We start from the raw sequence: 25,292 nt of genomic DNA, 5'->3' as shown, positions 1-25,292 counted from the left end.
TGATAACAAATGCGCGTCTTTCATATATTCAGACGTTGGGCGAACAGAAAAGTTTCATCGTTTTTAAAAAAATTCTCAGAACAGGAGGTGACGTATGCCACTACTGGATAGTTTTACCGTTGATCACACCATCATGGGCGCACCGGCGGTCCGCGTTGCGAAAACCATGAAGACTCCGCATGGCGATACGATTACCGTTTTTGACCTGCGTTTCTGCCGCCCGAACATTGATATCCTCACTGAGCGTGGCATTCATACGCTGGAGCATCTCTTTGCCGGATTTATGCGTGATCACCTCAACGGTGACGGTGTGGAAATCGTCGATATTTCGCCAATGGGCTGCCGTACCGGCTTCTACATGAGCCTGATCGGTACGCCAGATGAGCAGCGCGTGGCGAAAGCGTGGAAAGGGGCGATGGAAGACGTTCTGAAAGTGAAAGATCAGAACCAGATCCCTGAGCTGAACGAATACCAGTGTGGCAGCTACAAACTGCACTCACTGGATGAAGCGCAGCAGATTGCCCGTAACGTGCTGGCGCATGAGATCGGCGTTAACCGTAACGAAGATCTGAAACTGCCTGCTGAAAAGCTGAAAGAACTGCACATCTAGTCAGAGCTGTCCGGCTAAAAAAAACGCCGCATCGTGTCGATTGCGGCGTTTTTTTATGGCTTCAGGAACCGACCGATTTTTTCAGCGGGGTCTTCGGCGTGATGCGCACCTGCTTAATCATGTTGTCCTGCACGTCCAGGATGTCGATGTTGTAGTGACCGATCTGAACGCGGGTGTTGATAGCGGGGATCTCCTCCAGCGCTTCCAGCAGCATACCGTTGATGGTGCGGGCTTCCTGCTCTGGCAGATGCCAGTTAAACGCCTTGTTGATTTCACGCACGCTGGCACTGCCTTCGATCAGCACGGAACCATCATTCTGGGGCATCACCTCTTCGGCCAGCGACGGCGACATTGAGGTGGTAAAATCTCCCACGATCTCCTCCAGAATGTCTTCTATGGTCACCAGTCCTTTGATGTCACCATATTCATCCACCACCAGGCCCGTTTTCTTTTTGTTGCGCTGGAATTTTACCAGCTGGGTGTTGAGCGGTGTCCCTTCCGGGATGTAGTAAATCTCATCCGCAGCGCGCAGCAGCATCTCTTTGGTGAACTCTTTTTTCTCGGTCATCATGCGCCAGGCTTCGCGCACCCGCAGCATGCCGACACAGTCATCCAGTGAGTCGCGGAACAGGACAATGCGGCCATGCGGTGAGTGGCTCAGCTGGCGGACGACTGATTTCCAGTCATCGCTGATGTTGATACCGACAATCTCGTTACGCGGCACCATGATGTCATCAACGCTGACCTTCTCCAGATCGAGTACCGAAAGCAGCATATCCTGATTACGGCGCGACATCAGGCTGCGTGACTCATAGACGATGGTGCGAAGCTCCTCTTTGCTCAGCGCAGAACTGATTGCGCCTTCAGCCCGGATTCCCACCATCCGCATCAGCAGACGGGTAATGGTATTCAGCAGCCAGACCAGCGGCAGCATGATGTATTGCAGCGGGACCAGCAGCAGGCTGCTGGGAAAGGCGACCCGCTCCGGATAGAGCGCGGCTACCGTTTTCGGCAGCACTTCAGCAAAGACCAGCACGACGAAGGTCAGGATACCAGTCGCGACGGCGACCCCTTCGTCACCGTGCAGGCGCATGCCGACGATAGTGGCGAGGGCGGAGGCCAGAATATTCACCAGGTTATTGCCGATTAATACCAGGCTCAGCAGCCGATCGGGACGCCGCAGTAACTTTTCCACCCGGCGCGCAGCGCGACTGCCGTTTTTAACCTGATGGCGCAGCTTATAGCGATTAAGCGTCATCATGCCGGTTTCCGACCCGGCAAACCAGGCGGAGACCAGAACCATGACGCACAGAATAATAATCAGCGTGGTGGTTGAAACATGTTCCAACGCAGAACTTCCTTTTTAATGAGAGACAGGGACAAGCAGATGCTGCAGGATGCGACTGCCGAAGTAAGCCATGGTCAACAGCACCGCACCGCTGCAGTTAAACCAGACGACGCGGCGACCACGCCAGCCTTCATGATAGTGTCCCCAGAGCAAAACGATATAAACAAACCACGCGATAATCGAAAGCACGGCTTTATCGACGTTTTCGGCGCTGAAAAGATCCTGCATGTAAAACAGACCGGTGCAGAGCACCAGCGTTAACAGAACGACCCCGACCTGCGTGATATGAAACATCTTGCGTTCGATGGTCAGCAGCGGCGGCATATCCTGCGTAAACGCCAGACGCTTGTTTTTTAACTGGTAATCGATCCATGCCAGCTGCAGCGCATAGAGGGCAGCGATAATCAGCGTTGCATAGGCGAAGAGCGACAGGCCGATATGGATCATCATCCCTGGCGTCGTTTCCAGGTGGGTGATGAAGGCATTAGGGACAAAGGTCGCAAAGGCCAGATTGATCAGCGCGAAGCTGTAGACAATCGGCAGCAGCAACCAGCCGCGGTTGCGTGACGCCACAATGGTCATAATGGCGCAGATCAACAGGCTGACCAGTGAACCGATGTTGAGCAGGCTTAAATTCTGGCCGCTATCAACCGCAAATATGCGCTGCTGCAGGGCTACCGCGTGTGTCACCAGCGCCACACAGGCAGAGAGCATCGCCATTCGCCGCCAGCCGCCATTACGCTTCAGCAGGCTCGGAATGATCAGGGCAAGACTTAAGGAGTAGGCTAACAGCGCCACTATCGGGAAAACGAACATAGATCCTTTCAGGTTCAGTCAGATAAGGAAAAAGGCAGTATAGCGCCAGCCGCAGCAGGCTCCAAACGATCTGAGGGGCAATTGCAGAGATCGCGGCGGCTTCGTGTTATAATCCGCCGCATTCTGCCGATCAGGCGCCTCGCGATCTTTTTAAGTGAGAGACCATGTTTGATAATTTAACCGATCGTTTGTCGCAAACCCTGCGAAACATCAGCGGCCGCGGAAGGCTGACTGAAGAGAACATTAAAGAGACCCTGCGTGAAGTGCGCATGGCACTGCTTGAAGCTGACGTTGCGCTGCCGGTGGTGCGTGACTTCATTAACCGCGTGAAAGAGAGCGCGGTCGGCCATGATGTAAACAAAAGCCTGACGCCGGGTCAGGAGTTCATCAAAATCGTTCGTAACGAATTGGTTGCGGCGATGGGGGCAGAGAACAATGCTCTCGACCTGGCCGCTCAGCCGCCAGCCGTGGTGCTGATGGCGGGTCTGCAGGGTGCCGGTAAAACCACCAGCGTGGGTAAGCTGGGTAAATTCCTGCGCGAGAAGCACAAAAAGAAAGTGCTGGTTGTCTCTGCCGACGTTTATCGTCCGGCGGCAATCAAACAGCTGGAAACGCTGGCGCAGCAGGTTGGCGTGGATTTCTGCCCCTCTGACCTCAGCCAGAAGCCAGTAGAGATCGTCAACAATGCGCTGCGTGAAGCGCGCCTGAAATTCTACGATGTGCTGCTGGTGGATACCGCGGGTCGTCTGCACGTTGATGAAGCGATGATGGACGAAATCAAACAGGTTCATGCCGCGATTAATCCGGTAGAAACGCTGTTTGTGGTCGATGCCATGACCGGTCAGGATGCGGCCAACACGGCCAAAGCCTTCAACGAAGCGCTGCCGCTCACCGGCGTGATCCTGACCAAAGTTGACGGTGATGCACGTGGGGGTGCGGCGCTGTCGATTCGTCATATCACCGGCAAGCCAATTAAATTTATGGGTGTCGGCGAGAAAACCGAAGCCCTGGAGCCGTTCTATCCGGACCGTATTGCATCACGCATCCTCGGCATGGGGGACGTGCTGTCACTGATCGAAGATATCGAAAGCAAGGTTGACCGCGATAAAGCGGAGAAGCTGGCGAAGAAGCTGAAAACCGGCGACGGTTTCGATCTCAACGACTTCCTTGAGCAGCTGAAGCAGATGCGCAACATGGGCGGCATGGCCAGCCTGATGGGTAAACTGCCCGGCATGGGACAGCTGCCTGACAACGTAAAGTCGCAGATGGATGACAAGGTTCTGGTGCGCATGGAAGCCATCATCAACTCGATGACACGCAAAGAGCGTGAGAAGCCAGAGATCATCAAAGGCTCGCGTAAGCGCCGCATCGCCACCGGCTCCGGCATGCAGGTGCAGGACGTTAACCGCTTATTAAAGCAGTTCGACGACATGCAGCGTATGATGAAGAAGATGAAGAAGGGCGGTATGGCGAAAATGATGCGCGGCATGAAAGGTATGATGCCGCCAGGATTCCCCGGCCGCTAAGGGTTCCACAAAAAAGCCCGAAAGGACGCGGTTTAGGTTGCTTTTTGCGCCAAAATGAGTAAAATTTTCGGGCTTTTTATACAGCACCCGGACCCCGTTCCTCGATGGGGGCCGGGTGTTTTATTAACTGAAGAGGATGTTATGGTAACAATTCGTTTGGCACGTCACGGCGCTAAAAAGCGTCCGTTCTATCAGGTCGTCGTTACTGACAGCCGCAATGCACGCAACGGTCGTTTCATCGAGCGCGTTGGTTTCTTCAACCCGATCGCTTCTGGTCAGGCTGAAGGTCTGCGTCTGGATATGGATCGTATCGAGCACTGGGTTGGCCAGGGCGCAACGCTTTCTGATCGCGTTAACGCGCTGGTCAAAGAAGCTAAGAAAGCAGCTTAATCTGTCACGGTGGTGAGCATGAGCAGACAAATTGCCGCACAGCCTCCTGTCAACCCGATTGTATTGGGCAAGATGGGAGCCGCCTACGGTATTCGCGGCTGGCTCAAAGTGTTTTCCTCCACTGAAGACGCTGAAAGCATCTTCAGCTACCAACCCTGGTTCATCCAGCGCGCCGGTAAATGGCAGCATGTCGAACTGGAAAGTTGGAAGCACCACAATCAGGACCTGATCATCAAAGTCAAAGGCATTGAAGATCGGGATGCGGCGGCTCAGTTAACCAATTGCGAAATTCAGGTTGACTCGACGCAGTTGCCATCGCTGGAAGAGGGTGACTACTACTGGAAAGACCTTATGGGCTGCCAGGTGGTTAACCTTGAAGGCTACGAGATGGGCAAAGTCATCGATATGATGGAAACCGGCTCGAACGACGTTCTCGTCGTTAAGGCAAACCTGAAGGATGCATTCGGTGTTCAGGAGCGGTTAATTCCGTTTCTTGATGAACAGGTTATCAGGAAAGTCGATCTCTCTACCCGCGTCATTGAGGTAGATTGGGATCCTGGTTTTTGAGCTCCGAATCGAGCGGTAACGTAACGGCGAATACAATGTGGATTGGTGTTATTAGCCTGTTTCCAGAAATGTTTCGCGCTATTACCGACTACGGGGTAACTGGCCGGGCTGTAAAAAACGGTCTGCTCAGCATTCAAAGCTGGAGTCCGCGTGACTTCACGCATGACCGGCACCGTACCGTGGATGATCGTCCTTACGGCGGCGGACCGGGAATGCTGATGATGGTACAACCCTTACGGGATGCCATCTCCGCAGCGAAAGCAGCGGCAGGTGATGGCGCCAGGGTGATATATCTTTCACCTCAGGGGCGCAAACTGGACCAACAGGGCGTTTGCGAACTGGCGGCACGAGACAAGTTAATTCTGGTCTGTGGCCGTTATGAAGGGATAGATGAGCGCGTAATCCACGCCGAAATTGATGAAGAATGGTCAATCGGTGATTACGTTCTCAGTGGCGGGGAACTGCCAGCCATGACGATGATTGACGCAGTCGCCCGGTTTATTCCCGGCGTACTCGGCAAGCAGGCGTCAGCCGATGAGGATTCGTTCTCTGATGGCTTGCTGGATTGTCCGCACTATACCCGACCTGAAGTGTTAGAGGGCGTGGAAGTCCCGGCAGTTTTACTGTCAGGTAACCATGCCGATATTCGCCGCTGGCGTCTGAAGCAGTCGCTAGGCCGTACCTGGCTAAGAAGACCTGAACTTCTGGAAAACCTGGCTCTGACTGAAGAGCAAGCAAGGTTGCTGAATGAGTTCCAGCGGGAACATCAGCAGCAACAAAACGATGATGTGGAAGAGTAATCTTCCCCGACTATCAGTTTACCCAGGATATGAGATTTAATTATGAGCAACATTATCAAGCAAATTGAACAAGAGCAGATGAAACAGGACGTACCTTCCTTCCGCCCGGGTGATTCCGTGGAAGTGAAAGTATGGGTCGTTGAAGGTTCTAAAAAACGTCTGCAGGCATTCGAGGGCGTGGTTATCGCTATTCGTAACCGCGGTCTGCACTCTGCATTCACTGTTCGCAAAATTTCTAACGGCGAAGGCGTTGAGCGTGTATTCCAGACTCACTCGCCGGTCATTGACAGCATCGCTGTTAAACGTCGTGGCGCTGTGCGTAAAGCCAAACTGTACTACCTGCGTGAGCGTACTGGTAAGTCTGCTCGTATTAAAGAGCGTCTTAACTAATAAACGGCTCACGCCGTCCAAAATAGTTAATAATAATCAGGGGGTTAGCTTAAGGCTAACCCCCTTTTTTTGGTCTTGTCCACGCATTGCCTACGCAGGATTTTTTTGTAGTCAAATGTAGGCATTAAAAAACCCGCCGTAGCGGGTTATAGCCAGAGTTGCCCTTGCGCTGTTTTGGTCGTGACTCGTGATGGATGGGGTGGGGCTGGATTTACCTTGCCCGGACACATGATAATATCTGTTACCGTTTCCAGAGATTTAAACGTACATCCGCAGTTAATATTCTGGCACTGGTTGTATCGCTCCTTAGTGTTTTCAGAAAGCTGTACGCTGCTGCGTGTGTGGGCTGCGTGAGAGCATTTAGGGCAGTTCATCATTTAGGATTCGTCCTGTTTGAATTTTTGTTGAATGATACCTTCAAATGATCCAACTGGATAGTTTATTGCACTATTGCATACTTGAATCTTCAATTTTTACTTCTAGTTCAATACTGGTAGTAAACCCGCCATCTGCGCTCAGGCTGTGCGACAACGTAGTGATGATCCAATCTCCTGCATCTATCTGCTGTTTGAAGCCGCTGACCTTCACCGGCATTTCCGTGTAAAGATCGGCGCGCCCCTTTGCCAGCTGAATGGAAAACGTTGCTGCACCACGCTGCAGGCGTTCCCACTGCATTTTCGCAGCACGTTCTGCATTGCCCCGGTTAGCGTAAGTGCGACTCAGTACCAGCACATTTTCATCGGTGCCGATCAGGTAATCTCCCTGCTTCGCTTCAGGCTCTTTTTTCTTTGTCGTGAATTTACGTCTGCGCTTCACCTTTGCCACCGGTTTTTTTTCTGGTTCGCGCGTATGCAGCCAGCTGGCGATTACGCCGGTGTAAGCGTCGCGGTCCGCCAGAGTGAAGCGGTGGCTGTCTCCGTCGCTGCGCTGAAGGGTAATCACTGGTAACGCCTTGCCACTGGCTGTTTTGCCCTGGCCCTGCCGGATAAATAACAGGTTTCCATTTTTGACGCAGGCCACCGCGCCGCACTGCTTAGCCAGGCGCATCAGAAAGCTGGCGTCTGATTCATTGGTCTGATCAAGGTGGTCAATTTCTTTTGCCGCCATGTCATCACCCATCGCCGCATTCAGCTTATGGCGCCCGGCAATATCCCGGATAATTTCGCCCGCGGTGGTTTTGTGCCAGGACTTCTCCCTTTTCGTGTTGAGCGTCTGCCGGAAGTCTGCGCTGCGCGCCCGCAGCGTCAGGCGGTCAGGCGTGCCGCTGTGCTCGATTTCGTCAACCGTATAGCTGCCCTTCGGGAAAAGCGCCTCATCCTGCCAGCCCAGCGACAGCGAGAGCACGACACCACGGCGCGGCAGTTGCAGCTGACCGTCCGCGTCGTCCAGCTCGATGTCCAGCTGGTCCGCCTCAAATCCCCGATTATCCGTGAGCGTCAGGCTCAGCAGGCGCTTTTCCAGCTTCTGCGTGATGTCTGCCCCGTCCATCGTCAGCCGGAAGGCTGGCGCACCTTGCTGGCCGGTTATCCAGTTTGAGGCGATCATCATAAAATTCCTCCCACTAAAGCACCGGCTGAGGCTCCAGCCGCAAGCGCCGGGCTTTGCAGGGCAGGTAGCTGGCTGCTGAGGCTGCCAAACATTTCACTCAGTGACTCATCATTACGTTTCAGGGTCAGCGTAAACTCAATCCGACGACAAACGCCGCTGCTGAAGAACTCCGTTTTAGTCAGGCTGAAGCTCTCGATCACGAACATGCCGTAAATTGTCCCGCTTCCCTCAATAAGCGGCCACGCGCGGCCCAGATCCGCAATCTTTTCCAGAGCCAGCAGCGACAGCCTGCCGCCGGTGATTTCCGGCAGAAGCACGCCGGAAAGCGTCAGCGTGTCGTTGTCCGGGCCTAAGAACTGCAGCGAAGGCCGCACGCCAACCCGGCTGTTTGACGGAAAGCGCCAGCTGCGCTGATATTGCAGCTCCTGATAGGGCACCGTTTTCAGCATGAAAACAAATAGGCCCAGCGTCATCATCATTCCTCAAACCCTCCTCTGTCCCGGTAACTGCTGCGGGCGCGGGCCTGCGCCTGCCGCTCTTTTGCCTCAAGCCTGCGCATCACCTCATCAACCAGATCCTGCTGGCTCTGGCCCGGCTGCTGCACTATGGTGAAGGAGGCATGAATCTGCGGTGCAGCTCCCTGTGGAGCGCTGCCACTCATGCGCGGTGCTTCCTGCCGGTACGCCTGAACTGGCAGGCTTAGCGGATGCAGAGGCTTCGCCTCCGCCGTCGCTCCGGCACCACCCAGCGTCAGCGCCGCCAGTGCTGCCAGCCGTGCTGTGCTCCGGCGGCTGGTCACGTTCGCCGGACCGCTGACCAGCTCCGGCCCGTTCTCACCGGCCACGCCGAACTGCCCGGACGGAATAAAGCCGCCGCTGTCGTACATGCCCGCAAATCCGGGGAATCCGCCCGGCGGCAGGGTTGCACCACTACCCGCTTTTACTGTTGCCGGTCGCGGCAGCTGCGGTGCGCCGGGCTTATCGCCGCCCGGCTTCAGAAAGTCCGGCAGATAGTCGGTCAGTGAAGATAGCTTGTTTTTGATGGCGTCCCACTTCTGGCTGATACCCGCCATCAGTCCGTCAATCATCTGCGAACCTGCCTCCTGAAACCTTGCGGGCAGGGCCTGCACGTCGGCTACAATCTCGTTCCACTTTGTGCTGATGTAGGTGCGGATCGCGGTCCAGACGCTGCTGACCTTTGTGCTGATACCATCCCACAGCGCGGCAAGTTTTGGCCCCAGCGTGTCCCAGTTCTGCCAGATAAGCAGCGCCCCGGCAGCAATCAGCCCGATCACGGCCAGAATCGGGTTTGCCATCATCAGCCGCCCCAGCCACAGCACGCCGTTCCCCACGGTTCCGATGGCGCTTTTAATCAGCCCAAATGAGCTAAAGGCTTTAATCCCCAGCACATTAAAGCTCAGGCGCAGCAGCGCCAGCGGCCCCAGCACCGCCGCAAGGCCAATCATGAACGTTCCCAGCACGAGCACCACCGCAGATATCATCGCCGCTGCTTTTACCAGCGTGCCTGCAAGCTCCTTATTGTTCTCTACCCAGCGGCGGGTCACGCCGGTGACTTTTTTCACCATGTTCATGATGTCCATAAGCGGCGTGCGCAGCGAATCGCCCAGGCCGCTCATGGTGTTGGAAACGCCGGTTTTGGTCAGCATCCACTGCGCAGAAAGCGAGTCCTTATTGATGTCCGACTCTTTCTGCATGGAGCCTTTCGCCCCGTTGCCCTGCGTCAGTTGCAGCTGTCGCCTCAGCTCTGGCATGTTGTTAGCGAGTTTGGCCGCGTCCTTGCCGAACTCCTTACCGAAAATCATCGTCATGGCCGTCAGGCGCTTATCGTCAGGCAGGTTATTCACCTTTTCCAGCACGCGCTGGATGGTTCCCATCGCGTCCGTGGTCATCTGCTTTTCAATCTTTGCCGGATCGAGTTTCAGCAGCGCCATGCCGCCCATAAACGACTTGCCCTGCATGGTCGCAACGGACAGCTCGCGCACCATTGCGTTCGCCGCACTGGCGGCGGTTTCCGACGTTGCGCCCAGGCTCAGGAAAGTTGAGCCAAGCGCGGCGGCCTTGCCGTAGTCCAGCCTGTCGGCCACGCCGCCCATACGCTGCAGCACGTCGATGATGTCCGAACCTTTGGACATGGCGTTATCGTCCAGGTAGTTCAGCGCGTCGCCCAGCTGCTCGATGTTGCGGGTAGGGATTTTGTACAGCTGCGCAATCTTGCCAAGCCCTTCGGCCAGCTCACCGGCGGGCAGCTCAAACGCGGTTGAAGCCTTCGCCGCCGTGGTGGCAAAGGCCAGCAGGTCGCGCTTCTGATCCTCATAAGAATCGTTCTGGTTCGTCACGCCCATGCGCGCGCCGCCCTCAACCAGCGCGGCGTAATCTATCGCGCCGTTTTCCATCGGCAGCTGCTCACTGGCGGCCTTGATAGCGGCCTGCATGTCATAGAACTGCTTCGTGCGGTTTCCGTTGTTGTCGCGCAGCCCGTTAACCTGCTTTGCCACGCCCTTCATGGCGTCTTCCATTGCCGCTGAAGATTTCACGGCGGCCAGCACCGGCGCGCCCATTGCCAGACCGGCGGCAGACGTTGCCGCACCGGCACCGGCCACGCGATCGCGAACCTCAAGCGATCGGGAATATCGCTCACGTACCGCGCTCAACTTTGCCTGCCGTTCTCCCAGCTTTTTAAGCGACAGCTGCTGCCGGTCAATCGCGGCGCGCGCCTCGTCAGCCTGACTTTTAAGCTCGCGCTGTGCCTGACTCAGTTTCTTCGTGTCGATACCGGCAGCGCCCAGCGCCTCACGCTGACGCTGCACCGACAGGCGCAGCCCGTTGTAAGTCTGCTGCAGCTGGCTGGCGCGGTTTTTTGCCTGCTCCAGCACGCGGGCCTGTGCAGCTGTGGGCCTGCTTGTTTCCGTAAACTGCACGGCCAGCCGCGCCGCTTCTTCGCGGGCGGCCTTGAGATTGTTTGCGGTGATGGCAAGTTGTGAGCGGGTTTTACGGAAGCCGTCAATACGCCCGGCCTGCGCGTCCAGCTCTTTCAGGGTGTTGCGGGTGTCGCGCAGCGTGCCAGCCAGCTCGCGGGTGCTGTCGCGGGCGCTGCGGAAGGGGCGCGTCAGCTTATCGACCGCGCCCAGCACGACCTGCAGACGCAGATTTTTATCACTCATCGCTGGCCCCGTGTCGCAGGATTGCTTTGTGCCGCCACTCCAGCACCTCGGTCAGCGTCATGGATTCGGTAACGGAGGGCGGCCAGTGAAAGACGGTGGCGATGTCCGCCACCAGATCGTCTACCGTCAGGCCGTCGCTAAATCCGACAGGACCGACTTCTTCAGCAAAAAAGTGACCACCTCTACCGACAGGCTTACCAGATCGGCGGGGTCCATTTCGTTAATTTCCGCCGTGGTCAGCGCCGGGGTGGTGATACGCGGCAGCACGGTGATCAGTGCGTTCACGTCCATGTCCAGCAATGCCTGCAGGCGGGTGCCGCGCAGCGCGCCGGATTGTGGCTTGCGCACGGTGACGGAGGTGATTTCGGTTTTGCCGCGCAGAATCGGGGTGTCCAGCTCAACGGCTTTTTCATTAGGTGCAATTTTGTCTGTCATGATGTGGTTCCGTTAAAAAAGAGATAAGCGGCAGGCGCAGCGCCTGCCGGTGTGATTACAGGCCCAGCGCGTTGCGGTGCGCTTCCATCAGGTCTTTACCGTCCACGATGTGGATCATGTTCACGATGTCGATCTCGTAAACCACTTCACCGTTGATGGTCAGCTTTGCGTAGCTGTTGGTTGCGGACACTTTGGTGGTGCTGGATTCGCCGGTTTTCCATTCGCCGGAATCCAGCTCTTTATATCGTCCGCGCGTGACCAGCTCGACCGCCTGCACTTCGCCGGTGTCGTCGCGCTGAATGGAGCCGGTAAAGCGCAGCTGAATGCCGTCCACGGTTTCGGTGCCAAGCTGCTTAAACAGCAGGGCTTCGGTGCCGCCCACGGTGAACTCCGTATCAAGCGCGCCGTCGTCCAGGCCCATGTCAATATCCACCGCACCGGCCATGCCGCCGCCGCGATATTTTTCAAACTTGCGGGTGACTTTCGGCAGCGTCACGGACTCAACCAGCCCCTGCCAGTTGTTGCCTGCGTTGAACACGTTCAGGTGCTTGAGTTTGCGGGGTAATGCCATCTTTCCTTCTCCTTATGCGCTGACGCGGCTGCTGAAATCGACCAGATACTGGTCAGTGATGCGCTGACGCAGCAGCAGGTTTTCCAGCGGCGGCACCGGCGTGTAGTCGTAATCGATCAGCAGCTTGCCCGCCTTCAGCGTGTCCTTATCGTTCACGCTTTCATCCAGCCAGCAGTCCGCGCCAATCAGATAACCCTGATTCACCAGGCTGCGCAGCTTCGCGCGGATGCTCTCGATGATGTCGCGGGCCAGTGACGGGTTCAGCGCACCGTCAACGGACCACATCTGTGCTTCTGCCATCGTGTCCATCAGCACCTGAGCGGTGCGGGTGTAGCACTCAAACTGAAACAGCGCGTCATCGCTCAGGCAGCGGGAACCCCAGAAGCGGAAGCCGTCTTTGCGGATCAGCGTGGTGATGTCGTTCTGGTTCAGCAGGCCCGCATCAGTGGCCGGGTCCTGCAGGTCCCAGAAAACATCTTTTGAAATGCCGGTGACGCCGTTAACGCCAACGTTTGACAGGGACTTGTGCCAACCGGTCTGCTGGTCAATTTTGGCGCGCAGGCCCAGCGCGCGTGCGGTGGCGTAGGCCTTCGCGTCCGCCTTCAGCACGGTGTCAAAGCTGATGAAGTCAGGCCAGATCAGCATCCCTTCGCGCTGGCTGAAATTGGCGCGGTAGGCAATTGCCTCTTCAACGCTCTTACAGCCATACGCGGACAGGTAGGCAAATCCGCGCAGGCTCTGCGCCACGCTCAGCAGTTCGGTGGCGACGGCTTTGTTATCGTGGCCGGGCACGCCGAGAATACGGGGGTTAACGCCGCACTGAGACTGTGCAGCCAGCAGCGCTTTCATGCCGGTGCGCTGGCCGTCGGTCACGCCGCCGATGATGTTGGCGGTGGTTTCCGCTTCGGTCTGGCCCTGCGGCACGCGCACAACGACGGTCACGGGTTTTGACTGGTCCGCGATGGCGTCCAGTGAGCGGGCCAGCGTGCCGGATTCCCCTGCTTTGCCGCTGGCGGTGAGTACGTCGGTTAACAGCACCGGGCGGTTCAGCGGGAAGGTGGCCGCGTCGGCATCGTCGCCGGTGCAGACAAGCCCCACAATCGCGGTGCTGACGGTGGTGATGGTTCGGGTGCCCTCGTTGATTTCCTCAACGCGCACGCCGTGATGATAATCCTGTGCCATGTGGCGGTTCTCCTGTGAAGGGGTTCCGCTATGGTCTATGGTCCGCTATGCCGGGGCACGCGCTGGCCGTTGTGCCGTCTCTGGCACAACAGACAAACGATTTTCGCGCAGGGCTTTCTGTTCCGGGGCGGGTATGTAGCGGTAAATCGTCTTCACGGACACGTCCAGCACCAGTGACACCTGCAGCAGCGTTGCGCCCTGCGCCAGCATCCGCCGGGCACGTTCTGCGGTTTCCGGCGTCATCTTCCGCCGCCTGCCGCCGATGCGCCCTTTATCACGCGCGGCGGCCAGCCCGGCGCGGGTGCGCTCTACGATCAGCTCGCGTTCCATTTCCGCCAGGGCGCCCATGACGTGGAAGAAAAAACGGCCCATTGGCGTGCTGGTATCAATACTGTCAGTCAGGCTGCGGAAGTTAACGCCACGTTCGCGCAGCTCCTCCGTCAGCATTACCAGATGGCGCATACTCCTGCCGAGCCGATCCAGCTTCCACACTACCAGCGTGTCACCGGGCTGCAGGCACCGCAGCGCCTTCTTCAGCCCCGGCCTGTCGCTGGTCTTTCCGCTTATCCTGTCCTCAAAAATCAGCTCACAATCTGCGCTCTGCAGCGCAATTCGCTGTAAGTCCGTGTTCTGGTCATTTGTTGACACCCTGATGTAGCCAATAAGCACGCTGATTTCTCCGCAAATGGGCGCAAGTGTGCCAGCGCAGCCCGCCGCAGGGCCAGGCTCTTGTTTCTCATAAACCTCGGTTTAGGCGACGCGGCAAAAAAGACCGTAGGTAATGGCACCGGCCAGCTGCCTGACATGAGTTTCTTCTCAATCGTTAAAAGCGGTAACGGGTACTGCAAATTCCCGAACGGCCTGATCCTGCAATGGGGGAGTGGCACCTTTGCACAGCAGTCAACCACGACTGTTACGCTTCCTGTATCGTTTCCAAGTGCCGGATTTTCACTTGTTGCTAATAAGGGATCGTCAATTCCGTCAAAAGGCGAATACGCAGTAGGTGTGCAGTTTCGCGATAAATCATCTTTCTCTCTTACAAACAGCGGCCCGGAAACTACTCAGCAGGGCATCTGGTGGATAGCGTTAGGAATTTAAATGAAAAAATATTCGCCTTCGAATAATGCCTTTTATGATACCGCCATTAATCGGGATATCCCGGAAGATGCGATCAATATTACCGAACAGGCCTGGGCTGATTTACTGTCCGGGCAGGCAGAAGGAAAGCTGATTACCTGTGGTGCTGATATGCTGCCCTGCCTGACTGAACAGCCATTACCGACAGCTGAGGAACTCATCAGCCAATCTGAGGACAAGCGCAGCAGGTTGCGGGCTGAAGCTGATGCGGCTATACAGCCCCTGCAGGATGCGAGCGATTTAGGGATAGCGACAGATGATGAAGCAGGTCAGCTCGTCGCCTGGAAAAAATATCGCGTTATGCTGATGCGGATAAGTGTGGAGGATACCGTAAGCATCGCATGGCCTGAAATGCCAGTGTAATCAGACGGGCCATAAAAGTGCGTTTTATTTACCGCTTACGCTTGTGATTAACTTACATGCTTATAGACTAAGCATTATCGTGTAATTCTAGCCGCTCCTACCGGCGGAATGTAAAGGAAGAAGCCAGAAACGCTCATTTTCTTTGCACGATAAACAGATGAAAATAAGATCTGAATACTCATGGTATTCATAGCGCCTCACCGCGACCTTATGCCTGTTCCTAACTTTGAGGGAGCGGGTATTTTTTATTTTCAGTAAACCTATGCTGAGGTCATATTGCCGCGGGCGCTGGTATTATTCAGGTTTTTGCGGCCAGATAATATTCGGCGCGTCAGTGGCACTCACCGCCTGCACTGCCTGGATATATTTCATCCAAGCCGTGAGCGAGGCTTTATCTTCTTCCGTAATAATCCCAAGCAGCAGCTGCGTCTGCCATGCCTGAGTGACGCCGTTTGCCTCACTGATCATCGCTGATTTTTCACTGGCGGCCTTACTCACCACTGCGTCCCGCTGCGCGTCGGTGTCAGTTACCCATTTTTCACCATCCCATTTATCCCAGGTGGTTGCAGGTTTGAACGGCGTTGTGTCTGCCGGGTATTCGCCCGGTGCGCTGATTAATACTGCTGAGCCGTCATTAATTGAATAAACCGTTTCACCGCGATGATCGGGAGTTACCTGCCAGTTGCCATTAAGATAAAGCGCCACGCTACCTGCTTCAGCGGCGGGCGGCGCTGTAATGCAGGAATTAGCAGGCAGGCCAACGCCCTGAGCCAGAAACTCATTGCTGGAGCCGGTAAACTCACCGCTTACTGCGTCAAAGTTAAAAATCGTCAGTGTGCCGGCCGATTTAGCCAGACCATTCTTATCAAGCGTTACCTTTGCCATTACGCTGCCCTCACGATGTAATTAAATGCCACGTTGCGCGGGCGGGTTTCGGTTGCGGTGCTGCCAGATGCCCCGCTTGTTGTCACCGTCTGCGTATTATCAACGCTGTAAGCTGAATCCAGACTACCGCGATCACTGTCTGCAACCCGAAGCGGCATTACGACTGTGTGAGTGTGCTGCTGAAGGGCGTGCCCCTGTGTGCTCAGTAGCTCGCGCCCGCTGTCTGCTCCGCGACCGTCATCCCAGCCCCTGATAAATTCGCCGCGTAGGTCAGCAAGTTTCAGGCCCGGATAAGCCAGCGCCAGCTTTGGATATAACGTGCCGCTGAATGTCGCCCCGTTACTTTTCAGGAAGACCATGCCAGCCATTGAATCAAACAGCTCATTAGGCATTTTGGCGTGAGGCCAAGGGAAAGGTGACCCTATCACCGGCGCGCCTTCGCCTAAACCGAGGTTTTTGAGAACGTCTGCAACCAGCCCGGCGTCTTTGATTTCTGCCAGGGCGCTTGCGATTTGCAGGTACTGGCTGTGTGGGTTTTTTGCATCGGTGTGCGTTTTCATTATGCTGTCAGCGTAGGCTTTCACCTCGATCACAGCATCATCCACATACTTCCGCGTTGCCAGCACCACGGACGGGTCAATCTTTAGGGTGATGGCGTCGGTGCTGTTAACGATCAGGATCATGCGCACGGTCTGCGTGCGCCCGCTGCCTTCCTGCAGCGCGGGCTTGTAAGTTTCAGGCGTGTTACACACGGCAATCAGCGTGCCGTCTGCGTCGAACAGGCCCATTTCCCTGATCCAGAATCCGCCCTCATTCTCCGGGATCACCTGTTCGGCAATTACCTGGCTGGCGTTGGCCGGGTCAATACTCAGCGTGTTGATGGCAGCACGTCGCCACTCGTTAACCAGCTTTGTCTGGCTGGCGTTCGGTGTCGGCAGCGTGCCGCCGCCGTCACCCACGGCCATCTGCGTGATGTTCAGTTTATTGCCGAGCGCGGCAGCGTTGGCAATCTTCGCCGCACCCTGGCTGGTTACAATGGCATAGTATTTTTGTGTCATGGTCCCACTTCCATCATGTCTATAACGTGAACCGCCGCGCCGCCATAAAGTGCGCCGCTGACGGAAATAATTTCCGGGGTGTACGGGTAAACGGTCAGGTCATCACCGTCATAGCTGGCTGCCGCTATCCGCGTTTCGCCACTGACCTGCAGGTTGATAGACATCCCCAGCAGGTGGCGGCTGCAGGGCTTCGCATCGCTGATCAGGCGTTCCAGCTCCTGATAGGTTTCTTCAGTTATGCCCTGGTCCTGCACGCCGATGTCCAGCCGGAACGTGCCGGGCTCTTCACCGTTTTGCCACCACTCAACAACCCGGATCAGGAATCCGAACGGCTCCACCACGCGGCGGATGGCGCTGATGGTGCCTTTGTGCTGATGGATGTAAAACGCATCGCTGACAACCTGCCGCTTGACGGTTTCCGCCCAGCTTTCGTCCCAGCGGTCCACCGAAAACGCCCAGGCCAGATAAGGCAGAAAATTCACCGGGCAGGTGGCCGGATTCCATAAATCCCGGAGCGGCACACTCAGCCCGGAAATGCCGCTGCACGCTTCTGCCAGGCGGCGTTCCAGCGCAGACGAACCGGGCGGCATCAGGCTGCTGTTGCTCATGTCACCCCCTGATCATTTGCCACGGAAATGTCCGTGCCGGTGCAGTAGCCCGCCTCCGTCCGGTCCATGATGATGTCTGTCGCCGGTTCGGTGATTTCCACCCAGTCCACACCGGCCACGCGCATCACCGCCCCGTAAGACTCACGCCGCACGCTGCGCCCCAGCTTTTTCTGCTCGACAAGGTAAGCCGCCAGCGCCGCGTTTGCCGCCTCAAGACAGGGACCGGCGGCCACGCCGTCAAAAAGATGCAGCCTGGCCTTCACGCTGTAGCTGTGAATCTTCGCCCCCTGAACCGTCACGCGGTCCGCCACCGGGCGCACGCTTTCGGCACTCAGCGAGGTGTTCACTTTAACCAGCAGATCATCTGCTGCCGTGCCGTCGCCCTCACGGCTCAGAACGGTGATCAGCACCGTCGCCCCTGACGGGCTGGTCGCGGATACGTCCTGCACACGGCCATCGGCGCTTTTCGCGTGAAACTCATAGGCTCCCGTCGGTCCGGCCACGCTCAGTCCCTCAAACGCCTCCGGCACGCGCACGCGCAGCGCGTCGTCTGACTCCATCACCGCATCCACCGGCGGCACCGCGTCAGGATTCGCAGGCGTAATCGTCAGCCGCTTCACGTTGTTACGGGCGGCCAGCTGGTCCAGATCGCTGCCGATGGCATAGGCCACCATTACCGCATGAGCCGCCTCGTTAATACGCTGGCGCAGCAGGACTTCCCGGTAGGTGTTCTCCTGCAGGTTTTTCACAATCGGTTCAGATTCCAGCGCCAGCACACGGCGCATGGCGGCCTGCTCATCCGCCGGATAAAGCGCAATCAGCTCCTCTTTACGCTCTGCCAGCAGCGTTTCAAAGTCCGGCACCTCAATAACCTGCGGCGCGGGCAGCTGGGAAAGGTCAATTACTGCCACTGCTCACCCCCGTTGAAACAGACATAGCAACCGGCGAGCCGTCAGCGCGCTGGCCGGTCAGATCAACCTGCATAGAGCCGTCCGCATTTCGCGTGATGTTTACCGAGGCCAGCCGGATGCGTGGCTCCCAGCGGCTCAGTGCGGTATAGGTGGCAGCCATTACCTGCAGTTTGGTGACATCGTTCTGCGGCCAGTCAATCATCGCGGACAGCATCGAACCGTAATCACGCCGGGCAAGGCGGCTGCCTTCCGGGGTGATCAGTATGTCGCGTATGCTCTGCCGAATGTGATCGATATCGGTAATGGCTTTGCCGGTGTCGCGGTTCATGCCGAGATACATCATTGCGGGCCTCCTGACGTGTCGGTGCCATTTTTCACCTTGCCGTGTACGTGCTTATCAGCCACCACACCGTTTGAACTCATTGAGCCGCCGCCGTGGGTCACATCACCGTTCATCGTGGTGTCACCGTTAATCCGGGTCTGGCTGGACTCAATCCCCAGCGCGTCGGTTATCAGCTGAATGCCGTCCTCCGCCTCGATGCGCACGCTTTTAATGTTCTTTATCAGCAGCTGGCCGTTTTCCGGCTCGTACTGAAACCAGCCGCCGTCCTTAAACACGGTGGTGGTGCCATCTTCTGAATAGTCGGGCGGCGGGAAGGCTTCGGAATAAATGGCGGGCAGCGCAAAGGCGGTTTCAAGATTGCCGCCCAGGCTCAGCAGCACAACCTGTTCCCCGACGGTGGGCTGCCACCATGTGCGGGTGCTACCGGCGCGCAGGGTGAGCCAGTTAATCCAGTTGGTTTCAAGGTCGCCCGTTTTCACCCGGCACAGCCAGTTCACCGGGTCCACTTCGGACACGGTGCCGGTGCGGATCAGGTTGGTGATAAGGCGCATGATTTCGGTAAGTTTTTCGTTCATGGTCTGAGAGTGTCACTTTGGCAGGAACCGGGCATCAGCCCGGCGTTGTCTGAGGCATGGCACAACATACGAATCGCTATTCAGCAAGCCAGCGCAGCAGAGTTTCCCGCACCGTGCTTTCCACGTCGCCATTCACGCCCAGAAGCGGACGTTCAGCATATTTCACCATTGTGCCGCGTCGGTTTACCCGGTCCCGCAGGCCGTAGTGATGGACGCGGGCCAGCTTCTGCACCGCCGGAACAAAGGCAACCTCTGCGGCGTCTGCGCTCGCCTGCGCCTTCAGATATTTTGCTGTTTTCATTTTTGCGAACATGCCGCGACGGATGCGCCCCTTTTTGCTGCGGGCGGTTACGCGGCGCGGTTCCCATGCGGTGCCGTCCGGGGAACGCTGCGCGGTGATGTTTGCCTGCTGAATCCGGCGCACGTCGCGCGCCACCTCGCGCAGCATCTTTTTCCGTGCCGCCGGTTCCAGCTGCGACAGCAGCGCCGCCAGCCAGGCATCCACTTCATGCAGTTCAGCCACGTTTCACCGTCCAGATTTCCTCCGGCACGTCCGGTTCCGGCACCGCCTCAACGCTGGTTTTACCGTCCACCGTCGTTGCCACAATGCGTTCTGTCAGTTTCAGATCCATGCTGATGTCACAGCGGTCATTTGCCAGAATATCCACCTCAAACGAAAACAGCTTTTCGCGCGCCTCGCTGTTCTGCAGCGCGTCGGGCTGGTTTTCCCGCAGCCACAAAAGCACCGGGGCCATCAGCAGGTTCTGATCGCCGGTGAAGTCGGTGATCACCACGTTCAGCGTGTAGCGATATTCCCACGACAGGGACGGGGCAGACGTGGCAACCACCTGCCCGCTGTCCACGAACAGGTGCAGGCGGTCCGGGTTGTCGGCCACATAAGGGACCGACTTATTCAGGGCGCTGCGTAAGGACTGCGGCTTGTTCATCGTCTTTTTCCTGACAGCTGATGATGGTATCAACCTTACCGGCACACGCCGCCCAGGCGGCTTCCGTTTCGTCCAGCAGGGCCAGAAGGTCGCCGTTAGTGCGCGGTGCTGCCGGGTCCAGCTGGCAGCGGGTGATTTTCGGACAGCCACTCACGGTAAGATTCACCTCCTGAGAGGGCCGGTCGCTGGCGCAGCCGGACAACAGGATCAGGCAGAGCGGCATCAGCCCAGCGGCGCAGGTCTTCATTTTCACGTTTCAGCTCCTCAATCTTTCGCTGCCGGTCGCGCAGCAGCTGGCCGTTGCGTTCGGCGGCGGCGTAAAGCTGCGTCTGCGCCTGGCTGCTGGTCTGCGTCAGAATGTTAAGGGCGATCAGCTGGCTGTTTTTCTGGCTCAGCTTTTTGCCCTGGCCCGCAATGGTGGTCTGCTGCGCATCGATCCTGCCGTGGGCGCTGCTCAGCCGGTAAGACTGCACGCCAGCGAATACCAGCAGGATCAGTACGATGGCCGCCAGTGCGCGCGTCATGCCGCTACCCGGCGTGCGCGGGCGGACCTGCTGGCGGCCATCTTCCCGGCTCAGCTGCTGCTGCAGTTCGGTGAAGTCCGCCTGCAGCTGTTCGCGCTTCAGCACTTCCTCACCCAGCGCACTGCTGAAATGTGATTTCAGGCTGTCAGCCTGTTCGCTCAGTGCCGTTTGAAGGCGCGCGCTCAGGTCCTGCTGCTCCGTGGCAATCAGCTCCACGGCCTGATGCACGTCGCTGAAGCGGGCCGCATCGGTCTGCTGCTGTCTGCTGAACATCGCCTTGATGCGTGCAAACAGAGCGGGCTTTTCGTCTGCCACGTCCTCAAACTCGATAAGGGTTTCTTCAGCGGCAGAGAAAACGTTGTCAGGGTGCTGCTTGCGGTTTGCCAGCGGGTTCGCCCCGGCGCTGGCGCTGAACTGCAGCATTTCGGTGCCGAGGCTGGCCGGATCATCGGTCACGGCCAGGCCAATCAGATAGGCCGCTCCGGTGTCCGCGAACTCCGGGCGGATTTCCATAGAGGTGAAGATTTTCTGCATGGCACCGGTCAGCGTGACCAGTTCATCCGTCGGGTTAATTACGGCATACAGTCCCAGCTTGCCTTTCAGCGGGCCGTCGCTGATTTCTTCAGCGTCCAGCGCCTCTACCACACCAAAGCGGCGAAACGGGCTGTCAGGGGTGTAACCCTTGATGTGCTCCATGTTGATCACGGCGGTGTACAGCTCAGGGCTGTAATTTGCCGCCATCTGTTCAAGCCAGCTGCGCTCGATGGTGCGCCCGTCCGTGGTGGCACCTTCCACCCCGATACGAAAACGCTTTGCTTTCTTTGCCATTGTCCAGGCTCCGGTCAGTAAAACTCTGTGAGGCCCTATGTTTGCGGCGGCAGGGGTATCGAAACAACGCGCGGACGTTGTGCGGGAAACCACACAATGAGGGGCAGCAGAAAAGGTGGCAGCGGGGCCGTATTTTGGCTGCATGAACATGACACCCGCCCCCGACGACCTCGATCCCCGCAGGCAGGCTTTACTGCTGTACTTTCAGGGATACCGCATCGCCCGCATTGCTGAAATGCTGGGAGAGAAACCCGCAACCGTTCACAGCTGGAAGAAACGCGACAGGTGGGGCGACTACGGCCCGCTCGATCAGATGCAGCTGACCACTGCCGCACGTTACTGCCAGCTCATCATGAAGGAGCAGAAGGAAGGGAAAGACTTTAAGGAAATTGACCTGCTGGCGCGCCAGTCCGAGCGCCACGCCCGGATCGGCAAGTTCAGCAACGGCGGCAATGAAGCGGACCTGAACCCGAACGTGGAAAATCGCAACAAAGGCCCGCGTTCAGCGCCAATAAAGAACCTGTTCACCGATGAGCAGATTGAGAAGCTGCAGGAGATTTTCCACGGCTCGATGTTCGGCTACCAGCGCCAGTGGTGGGAGGCCGGAAATAAATACTCGGTCCGCAACCTGCTGAAGTCGCGCCAGATCGGGGCGACATTCTTTTTTGCCCGCGAGGCGCTGATGGATGCGCTGACCACCGGGCGTAATCAGGTTTTCCTGTCAGCCAGTAAGGCGCAGGCGCACGTCTTTAAACAGTACATTATCGAATTTGCCCGCGAGGTGGATGTAGACCTGAAGGGCGACCCGATGACGCTCAGTAACGGCGCGTGCCTGTACTTCTTAGGCACCAACGCCCGTACCGCGCAGAGCTATCACGGAAATCTTTACCTGGATGAATATTTCTGGATTCCCAAGTTTCAGGAACTGCAGAAAGTGGCTTCAGGCATGGCGCTGCATAAAAAGTGGCGCGAAACATACTTTTCCACGCCCTCCAGCCTCACACACAGCGCCTATCCGTTCTGGTCCGGTTCGCAGTTTAACAAGGGCCGGGCCAAAGCGGACCGGGTTGATATTGACCTCAGCCATCAGTCACTGGCCGCAGGCCGCCTCTGTGAAGACGGTCAGTTTCGCCAGATCGTCACCGTTGAAGATGCAGTGCGCGGCGGCTGTGACCTGTTTGACCTGGAGCAGCTGCGCACGCGCTACAGCCCGGAGGATTACCAGAACCTGCTGATGTGCGTCTTTATGGACGATCTGGCGTCGGTCTTTCAGCTGGCCATGCTGCAGAAGTGCATGGTGGACAGCTGGGAAGTCTGGACCGACTTTGAGGCGCTGGCGCTGCGCCCGTTTGGCTGGAAAGAAGTCTGGATCGGCTATGACCCGGCGAAGGGCACGCAGAACGGCGACAGCGCCGGGTGCGTGGTCATGGCGCCGCCCGCCGTGCCGGGCGGTAAGTTCCGCATCCTTGAGCGCCACCAGTGGCGCGGCATGGACTTCCGGGCGCAGGCTGACGCCATCAGGACGCTGACGCAGCAGTATAACGTGACCTATATCGGCATCGACTCCACCGGCGTCGGGCTGGGCGTATACGAGAACGTCAAATCCTTCTTCCCGCAGGTGAAGGAGTTTGTCTATAACCCGAACGTGAAGAACGCCCTGGTGCTGAAGGCTTACGACACCATCGCCAGCGGGCGGCTGGAATTTGACGCCAGCCACCTCGACATTGCGCAGTCATTTATGTCTATCCGCAAGGCCACTACGGCCAGCGGCAACCGTCCGACCTATGAAACCAGCCGCAGCGAAGAAGTCAGCCACGGCGATTTAGCCTGGGCGACCATGCACGCGCTGGCAAACGAGCCGCTGCAGGGACAGGCGGCACACACGCAGAACATTGTGGAGATTTACTGATGAGTAAACGCAGGAACCGCACCCGCACGCAGCCCGTGCCTCAGCCGGATAACATGACCAGCGGGGCGGCGTCGGAGGCGTTTACCTTTGGCGACCCGGTCCCGGTCCTGGACCGCCGCGAACTGCTGGACTACGTGGAGTGCGTAGCTAATGATCGCTGGTATGAACCGCCCGTGAGCGTTGATGGACTTTCACGCACACTCCGCGCTGCTGTGCATCACAGCTCACCGATCAGCGTAAAGTGCAATATTCTGGCGAGTACCTTTATCCCGCACCCGCTGCTGAGTCAGCAGGCTTTTACCCGCTTTGCGATGGACTATCTTGTCTTTGCAAACGCCTATCTTGAAAAGCGGACCAGCCGCCTGGGTAACGTGCTGAAGCTGGAACCGTCGCTGGCGAAGTACACCCGGCGCGGCCTCGACCTTGACACGTACTGGTATGCGCACTATGGCATTAATGCGGAGCCGTATGAGTTTGCAAAGGGCAGCGTCTTCCACCTGATGGAGCCGGACATCAATCAGGAGCTCTACGGTGTGCCGGGCTACCTGTCAGCTATTCCTTCGGCGCTGCTCAATGAATCGGCTACGCTGTTCCGCCGCAAGTATTACCTCAACGGCAGCCACGCGGGGTTCATCATGTACATGACAGACCCGGCGCAAAGTCAGCAGGACGTAGATAATATCCGCAGCGCCATGAAAAGCGCGAAGGGCCCTGGCAACTTCCGCAACCTGTTCATGTACAGTCCGAACGGGAAAAAGGACGGCATTCAGATCATCCCGCTGTCAGAGGTGGCGGCAAAGGATGAGTTTCTGAACATCAAGAACGTGAGCCGTGACGATATGCTGGCCGTGCATCGCGTTCCGCCGCAGCTTATGGGGATTATCCCCAGCAACACCGGCGGATTCGGTGACGTGGAAAAAGCCAGTAAGGTGTTTGTGCGTAATGAACTCATCCCATTGCAGAGACGCTTTGAGGAACTGAACAGCTGGCTGGGTGAAGAGGTTATACGGTTCGGCCCTTACATTCTCGAATAGAAAGACACCGACGCCCCGACTGATTCACCACATACGCCACCAGAGCGCCCCAGCACCATTTTGCGGGGCGCTCTTTTTTTTGAGCCTCTGACCCGCCCCAGCCTCAACGACACGCCAGCGGCCCGGAAATTGCGCCGCATTCTGACCGCCTGCACCCCTCAGCGCGCGCTCGTACCCCCGCCACGCCTGCCCGCTTTATGCAGTGGTTTTCATGCACCTGCATGATTTAAGCAAAAGCCCGCCATCACTGGCGTGCTGGAGCAGCGGAGATCCTTTTGGGATCATGCGAATCCATGCAGCATAGGCATGCATTCAACTTGAAACTCAATGCGGGACGTTGGTCAAAATTTTATAAGTTGCTCGATATTAGGTTAGTCGACAACTCCAACTTAGTTTTCCAAAGGTTACCCATTAAAATCCCACATAGAAAATCTGTGCCTTGATCTGAAATTCAGGTGTAAGTGACTAATTTAAAAAAGCTATTTATATGTATATTTAGTAAAAATAGTTAACCTATTCTTTTCTTTTTTGCATCATTCTTTCTCAAAAGCGTATCCGGGTGGATGTTTGACAAAGTAGCCATTAACGTTAACAATAGATGGATTTTACAGTACAAAAAGCATTTTTGTTTTGTCATTTGTTAGTTAGGAATACTCATGGAAATTTTAGTAGATGATATTGTAGCTTTGATTGAAGCATCATTAGATGCGAATTATTCAGAGGTACGCAGTGTTAGTAATCGTATTGCTCGTGCAGTGAGCGCCGAAGACCTGGATAATGCAAAAAAATTAAATCCGTCTTAAGGC

Annotated in this window: 32 protein-coding genes and 1 pseudogene; 11 read left to right on the top strand and 22 right to left on the bottom strand. The window is 56.9% G+C overall.

Annotated features, from left to right (window positions below):
* The first annotated feature begins 94 nt into the window (after positions 1-94).
* Positions 95-610 carry an S-ribosylhomocysteine lyase gene (gene luxS / locus S7A_RS00255; RefSeq protein WP_009086888.1) on the top strand — a complete coding sequence of 172 codons (516 nt, stop codon included), beginning with the start codon at positions 95-97 and terminating at the stop codon, positions 608-610.
* Between the two features lie 61 nt (positions 611-671).
* On the opposite strand, the gene S7A_RS00250 is transcribed toward luxS, so the two are convergent.
* Both S7A_RS00250 and S7A_RS00245 read right to left on the bottom strand, forming a co-directional pair.
* The gene (locus S7A_RS00250) at positions 672-1,958 is read right to left on the bottom strand and encodes an HlyC/CorC family transporter (protein WP_033736021.1); all 1,287 of its coding nucleotides are present in this window, start codon (positions 1,956-1,958) and stop codon (positions 672-674) included.
* A 15-nt stretch (positions 1,959-1,973) separates the two neighbouring features.
* The gene (locus S7A_RS00245; RefSeq protein ID WP_009086884.1) at positions 1,974-2,774 is read right to left on the bottom strand and encodes an inner membrane protein YpjD; all 801 of its coding nucleotides are present in this window, start codon (positions 2,772-2,774) and stop codon (positions 1,974-1,976) included.
* Positions 2,775-2,938: 164 nt separating this feature from the next.
* Between S7A_RS00245 and ffh the strand changes: the two genes are divergently transcribed.
* From ffh to rplS, 5 genes are all read left to right on the top strand, one after another.
* Complete coding sequence (gene ffh, locus S7A_RS00240; RefSeq protein ID WP_009086882.1) at positions 2,939-4,300, top strand: signal recognition particle protein; 1,362 nt, start codon at positions 2,939-2,941, stop codon at positions 4,298-4,300.
* A 141-nt stretch (positions 4,301-4,441) separates the two neighbouring features.
* Positions 4,442-4,690, top strand: a complete 249-nt coding sequence (gene rpsP / locus S7A_RS00235; protein WP_009086880.1) for a 30S ribosomal protein S16 — start codon at positions 4,442-4,444, stop codon at positions 4,688-4,690.
* Positions 4,691-4,708: 18 nt separating this feature from the next.
* Complete coding sequence (gene rimM / locus S7A_RS00230; protein WP_009086878.1) at positions 4,709-5,257, top strand: ribosome maturation factor RimM; 549 nt, start codon at positions 4,709-4,711, stop codon at positions 5,255-5,257.
* A gap of 35 nt (positions 5,258-5,292) precedes the next feature.
* The gene (trmD, locus tag S7A_RS00225) at positions 5,293-6,057 is read left to right on the top strand and encodes a tRNA (guanosine(37)-N1)-methyltransferase TrmD (RefSeq protein WP_009086876.1); all 765 of its coding nucleotides are present in this window, start codon (positions 5,293-5,295) and stop codon (positions 6,055-6,057) included.
* Between the two features lie 42 nt (positions 6,058-6,099).
* A complete protein-coding gene (gene rplS / locus S7A_RS00220) occupies positions 6,100-6,447 on the top strand; it encodes a 50S ribosomal protein L19 (protein ID WP_003849035.1) in 348 nt (115 codons plus the stop codon).
* 146 nt (positions 6,448-6,593) lie between these two features.
* Here the strand turns inward: rplS and S7A_RS20630 are convergent, their stop codons facing one another.
* From S7A_RS20630 to S7A_RS00175, 9 genes are all read right to left on the bottom strand, one after another.
* Complete coding sequence (locus S7A_RS20630; RefSeq protein WP_071987788.1) at positions 6,594-6,824, bottom strand: ogr/Delta-like zinc finger family protein; 231 nt, start codon at positions 6,822-6,824, stop codon at positions 6,594-6,596.
* A 70-nt stretch (positions 6,825-6,894) separates the two neighbouring features.
* Positions 6,895-7,995 carry a phage late control D family protein gene (locus S7A_RS00210; RefSeq protein ID WP_033736017.1) on the bottom strand — a complete coding sequence of 367 codons (1,101 nt, stop codon included), beginning with the start codon at positions 7,993-7,995 and terminating at the stop codon, positions 6,895-6,897.
* On the bottom strand, positions 7,992-8,474 hold the full coding sequence (locus tag S7A_RS00205; RefSeq protein WP_009086869.1) for a phage tail protein: 483 nt from the start codon (positions 8,472-8,474) through the stop codon (positions 7,992-7,994). Before S7A_RS00205 ends, S7A_RS00210 begins: the two co-directional genes overlap by 4 nt.
* Entirely contained in the window at positions 8,471-11,176 is a 2,706-nt protein-coding gene (locus S7A_RS00200; protein WP_009086868.1) for a phage tail tape measure protein, read from the bottom strand. The genes S7A_RS00205 and S7A_RS00200 overlap by 4 nt, the downstream gene beginning before the upstream one ends.
* Positions 11,169-11,288 (bottom strand): GpE family phage tail protein, encoded by a 120-nt coding sequence (locus tag S7A_RS00195; RefSeq protein WP_009086867.1) that lies wholly within the window; start codon positions 11,286-11,288, stop codon positions 11,169-11,171. The genes S7A_RS00200 and S7A_RS00195 overlap by 8 nt, the downstream gene beginning before the upstream one ends.
* A 14-nt stretch (positions 11,289-11,302) precedes the next feature.
* Positions 11,303-11,611, bottom strand: a complete 309-nt coding sequence (locus tag S7A_RS00190) for a phage tail assembly protein (protein WP_009086865.1) — start codon at positions 11,609-11,611, stop codon at positions 11,303-11,305.
* Between the two features lie 55 nt (positions 11,612-11,666).
* Complete coding sequence (locus tag S7A_RS00185; RefSeq protein ID WP_009086863.1) at positions 11,667-12,182, bottom strand: phage major tail tube protein; 516 nt, start codon at positions 12,180-12,182, stop codon at positions 11,667-11,669.
* A 12-nt stretch (positions 12,183-12,194) separates the two neighbouring features.
* Entirely contained in the window at positions 12,195-13,364 is a 1,170-nt protein-coding gene (locus tag S7A_RS00180) for a phage tail sheath protein (RefSeq protein WP_009086860.1), read from the bottom strand.
* A 45-nt stretch (positions 13,365-13,409) separates the two neighbouring features.
* Positions 13,410-14,033 carry a recombinase family protein gene (locus S7A_RS00175; protein ID WP_009086858.1) on the bottom strand — a complete coding sequence of 208 codons (624 nt, stop codon included), beginning with the start codon at positions 14,031-14,033 and terminating at the stop codon, positions 13,410-13,412.
* A gap of 60 nt (positions 14,034-14,093) precedes the next feature.
* Here S7A_RS00175 and S7A_RS00170 point away from each other — a divergent pair, with 60 nt between their 5' ends.
* The gene (locus tag S7A_RS00170; RefSeq protein ID WP_009086857.1) at positions 14,094-14,462 is read left to right on the top strand and encodes a hypothetical protein; all 369 of its coding nucleotides are present in this window, start codon (positions 14,094-14,096) and stop codon (positions 14,460-14,462) included.
* The gene (locus tag S7A_RS00165) at positions 14,463-14,864 is read left to right on the top strand and encodes a tail fiber assembly protein (protein WP_009086855.1); all 402 of its coding nucleotides are present in this window, start codon (positions 14,463-14,465) and stop codon (positions 14,862-14,864) included.
* 294 nt (positions 14,865-15,158) lie between these two features.
* Here S7A_RS00165 and S7A_RS00160 read toward each other — a convergent pair whose 3' ends face one another.
* From S7A_RS00160 to S7A_RS00120, 11 genes and pseudogenes are all read right to left on the bottom strand, one after another.
* The gene (locus S7A_RS00160) at positions 15,159-15,749 is read right to left on the bottom strand and encodes a tail fiber assembly protein (protein WP_009086853.1); all 591 of its coding nucleotides are present in this window, start codon (positions 15,747-15,749) and stop codon (positions 15,159-15,161) included.
* Positions 15,749-16,807, bottom strand: a complete 1,059-nt coding sequence (locus S7A_RS00155; RefSeq protein ID WP_009086850.1) for a phage tail protein — start codon at positions 16,805-16,807, stop codon at positions 15,749-15,751. Before S7A_RS00155 ends, S7A_RS00160 begins: the two co-directional genes overlap by 1 nt.
* Entirely contained in the window at positions 16,804-17,415 is a 612-nt protein-coding gene (locus S7A_RS00150) for a phage tail protein I (protein ID WP_009086848.1), read from the bottom strand. Before S7A_RS00150 ends, S7A_RS00155 begins: the two co-directional genes overlap by 4 nt.
* Positions 17,412-18,326: a baseplate J/gp47 family protein gene (locus S7A_RS00145; protein ID WP_009086846.1), complete on the bottom strand. Its 915-nt coding sequence runs from the start codon at positions 18,324-18,326 to the stop codon at positions 17,412-17,414. Before S7A_RS00145 ends, S7A_RS00150 begins: the two co-directional genes overlap by 4 nt.
* Entirely contained in the window at positions 18,313-18,669 is a 357-nt protein-coding gene (locus tag S7A_RS00140) for a GPW/gp25 family protein (protein WP_009086845.1), read from the bottom strand. Before S7A_RS00140 ends, S7A_RS00145 begins: the two co-directional genes overlap by 14 nt.
* The gene (locus S7A_RS00135; RefSeq protein ID WP_009086843.1) at positions 18,666-19,244 is read right to left on the bottom strand and encodes a phage baseplate assembly protein V; all 579 of its coding nucleotides are present in this window, start codon (positions 19,242-19,244) and stop codon (positions 18,666-18,668) included. Before S7A_RS00135 ends, S7A_RS00140 begins: the two co-directional genes overlap by 4 nt.
* Positions 19,245-19,320: 76 nt before the next feature.
* Positions 19,321-19,767: a phage virion morphogenesis protein gene (locus S7A_RS00130; RefSeq protein ID WP_009086840.1), complete on the bottom strand. Its 447-nt coding sequence runs from the start codon at positions 19,765-19,767 to the stop codon at positions 19,321-19,323.
* Positions 19,760-20,191, bottom strand: coding sequence for a phage tail protein (locus tag S7A_RS00125; protein ID WP_009086839.1), 432 nt, complete (start codon positions 20,189-20,191; stop codon positions 19,760-19,762). The genes S7A_RS00130 and S7A_RS00125 overlap by 8 nt, the downstream gene beginning before the upstream one ends.
* Complete coding sequence (gene lysC, locus S7A_RS21570; protein WP_233267932.1) at positions 20,154-20,393, bottom strand: Rz1-like lysis system protein LysC; 240 nt, start codon at positions 20,391-20,393, stop codon at positions 20,154-20,156. Before lysC ends, S7A_RS00125 begins: the two co-directional genes overlap by 38 nt.
* A complete protein-coding gene (lysB, locus tag S7A_RS21460; protein ID WP_192810375.1) occupies positions 20,287-20,715 on the bottom strand; it encodes an Rz-like lysis system protein LysB in 429 nt (142 codons plus the stop codon). The genes lysC and lysB overlap by 107 nt, the downstream gene beginning before the upstream one ends.
* Before the next feature lie 6 nt (positions 20,716-20,721).
* Positions 20,722-21,543 (bottom strand): annotated as a pseudogene (locus S7A_RS00120) (capsid scaffolding protein); the annotation flags it as partial.
* Positions 21,544-21,685: 142 nt separating this feature from the next.
* Here S7A_RS00120 and S7A_RS00115 point away from each other — a divergent pair.
* From S7A_RS00115 to S7A_RS21565, 3 genes are all read left to right on the top strand, one after another.
* Positions 21,686-23,452, top strand: a complete 1,767-nt coding sequence (locus S7A_RS00115) for a terminase ATPase subunit family protein (protein ID WP_009086832.1) — start codon at positions 21,686-21,688, stop codon at positions 23,450-23,452.
* Positions 23,452-24,486, top strand: coding sequence for a phage portal protein (locus tag S7A_RS00110; protein WP_009086830.1), 1,035 nt, complete (start codon positions 23,452-23,454; stop codon positions 24,484-24,486). The genes S7A_RS00115 and S7A_RS00110 overlap by 1 nt, the downstream gene beginning before the upstream one ends.
* A gap of 656 nt (positions 24,487-25,142) precedes the next feature.
* The gene (locus S7A_RS21565) at positions 25,143-25,289 is read left to right on the top strand and encodes a hypothetical protein (protein WP_237712293.1); all 147 of its coding nucleotides are present in this window, start codon (positions 25,143-25,145) and stop codon (positions 25,287-25,289) included.
* The last annotated feature ends 3 nt before the right edge of the window (positions 25,290-25,292 follow it).

Source organism: Pantoea sp. Sc1, from assembly GCF_000255315.1.
GTDB classification, from domain to species: domain Bacteria; phylum Pseudomonadota; class Gammaproteobacteria; order Enterobacterales; family Enterobacteriaceae; genus Pantoea; species Pantoea anthophila.
The sequence above is the reverse complement of the archived record's forward strand: the minus strand, read 5'-3'. Positions and strand labels throughout refer to the sequence as shown.

Bases quoted from the DNA above. Each gene is read 5' to 3' on its own strand.
- luxS (WP_009086888.1), top strand. From the start codon at position 95: ATGCCACTACTGGATAGTTTTACCGTTGATCACACCATCATGGGCGCA.
- S7A_RS00245 (WP_009086884.1), bottom strand. From the start codon at position 2,774: ATGTTCGTTTTCCCGATAGTGGCGCTGTTAGCCTACTCCTTAAGTCTT.
- ffh (WP_009086882.1), top strand. From the start codon at position 2,939: ATGTTTGATAATTTAACCGATCGTTTGTCGCAAACCCTGCGAAACATC.
- rpsP (WP_009086880.1), top strand. From the start codon at position 4,442: ATGGTAACAATTCGTTTGGCACGTCACGGCGCTAAAAAGCGTCCGTTC.
- rimM (WP_009086878.1), top strand. From the start codon at position 4,709: ATGAGCAGACAAATTGCCGCACAGCCTCCTGTCAACCCGATTGTATTG.
- trmD (WP_009086876.1), top strand. From the start codon at position 5,293: ATGTGGATTGGTGTTATTAGCCTGTTTCCAGAAATGTTTCGCGCTATT.
- rplS (WP_003849035.1), top strand. From the start codon at position 6,100: ATGAGCAACATTATCAAGCAAATTGAACAAGAGCAGATGAAACAGGAC.
- S7A_RS20630 (WP_071987788.1), bottom strand. From the start codon at position 6,824: ATGATGAACTGCCCTAAATGCTCTCACGCAGCCCACACACGCAGCAGC.
- S7A_RS00210 (WP_033736017.1), bottom strand. From the start codon at position 7,995: ATGATGATCGCCTCAAACTGGATAACCGGCCAGCAAGGTGCGCCAGCC.
- S7A_RS00205 (WP_009086869.1), bottom strand. From the start codon at position 8,474: ATGATGATGACGCTGGGCCTATTTGTTTTCATGCTGAAAACGGTGCCC.
- S7A_RS00200 (WP_009086868.1), bottom strand. From the start codon at position 11,176: ATGAGTGATAAAAATCTGCGTCTGCAGGTCGTGCTGGGCGCGGTCGAT.
- S7A_RS00190 (WP_009086865.1), bottom strand. From the start codon at position 11,611: ATGACAGACAAAATTGCACCTAATGAAAAAGCCGTTGAGCTGGACACC.
- S7A_RS00185 (WP_009086863.1), bottom strand. From the start codon at position 12,182: ATGGCATTACCCCGCAAACTCAAGCACCTGAACGTGTTCAACGCAGGC.
- S7A_RS00180 (WP_009086860.1), bottom strand. From the start codon at position 13,364: ATGGCACAGGATTATCATCACGGCGTGCGCGTTGAGGAAATCAACGAG.
- S7A_RS00165 (WP_009086855.1), top strand. From the start codon at position 14,463: ATGAAAAAATATTCGCCTTCGAATAATGCCTTTTATGATACCGCCATT.
- S7A_RS00160 (WP_009086853.1), bottom strand. From the start codon at position 15,749: ATGGCAAAGGTAACGCTTGATAAGAATGGTCTGGCTAAATCGGCCGGC.
- S7A_RS00155 (WP_009086850.1), bottom strand. From the start codon at position 16,807: ATGACACAAAAATACTATGCCATTGTAACCAGCCAGGGTGCGGCGAAG.
- S7A_RS00150 (WP_009086848.1), bottom strand. From the start codon at position 17,415: ATGAGCAACAGCAGCCTGATGCCGCCCGGTTCGTCTGCGCTGGAACGC.
- S7A_RS00140 (WP_009086845.1), bottom strand. From the start codon at position 18,669: ATGATGTATCTCGGCATGAACCGCGACACCGGCAAAGCCATTACCGAT.
- S7A_RS00135 (WP_009086843.1), bottom strand. From the start codon at position 19,244: ATGAACGAAAAACTTACCGAAATCATGCGCCTTATCACCAACCTGATC.
- S7A_RS00125 (WP_009086839.1), bottom strand. From the start codon at position 20,191: ATGAACAAGCCGCAGTCCTTACGCAGCGCCCTGAATAAGTCGGTCCCT.
- lysB (WP_192810375.1), bottom strand. From the start codon at position 20,715: ATGACGCGCGCACTGGCGGCCATCGTACTGATCCTGCTGGTATTCGCT.
- S7A_RS00115 (WP_009086832.1), top strand. From the start codon at position 21,686: ATGAACATGACACCCGCCCCCGACGACCTCGATCCCCGCAGGCAGGCT.
- S7A_RS00110 (WP_009086830.1), top strand. From the start codon at position 23,452: ATGAGTAAACGCAGGAACCGCACCCGCACGCAGCCCGTGCCTCAGCCG.
- S7A_RS21565 (WP_237712293.1), top strand. From the start codon at position 25,143: ATGGAAATTTTAGTAGATGATATTGTAGCTTTGATTGAAGCATCATTA.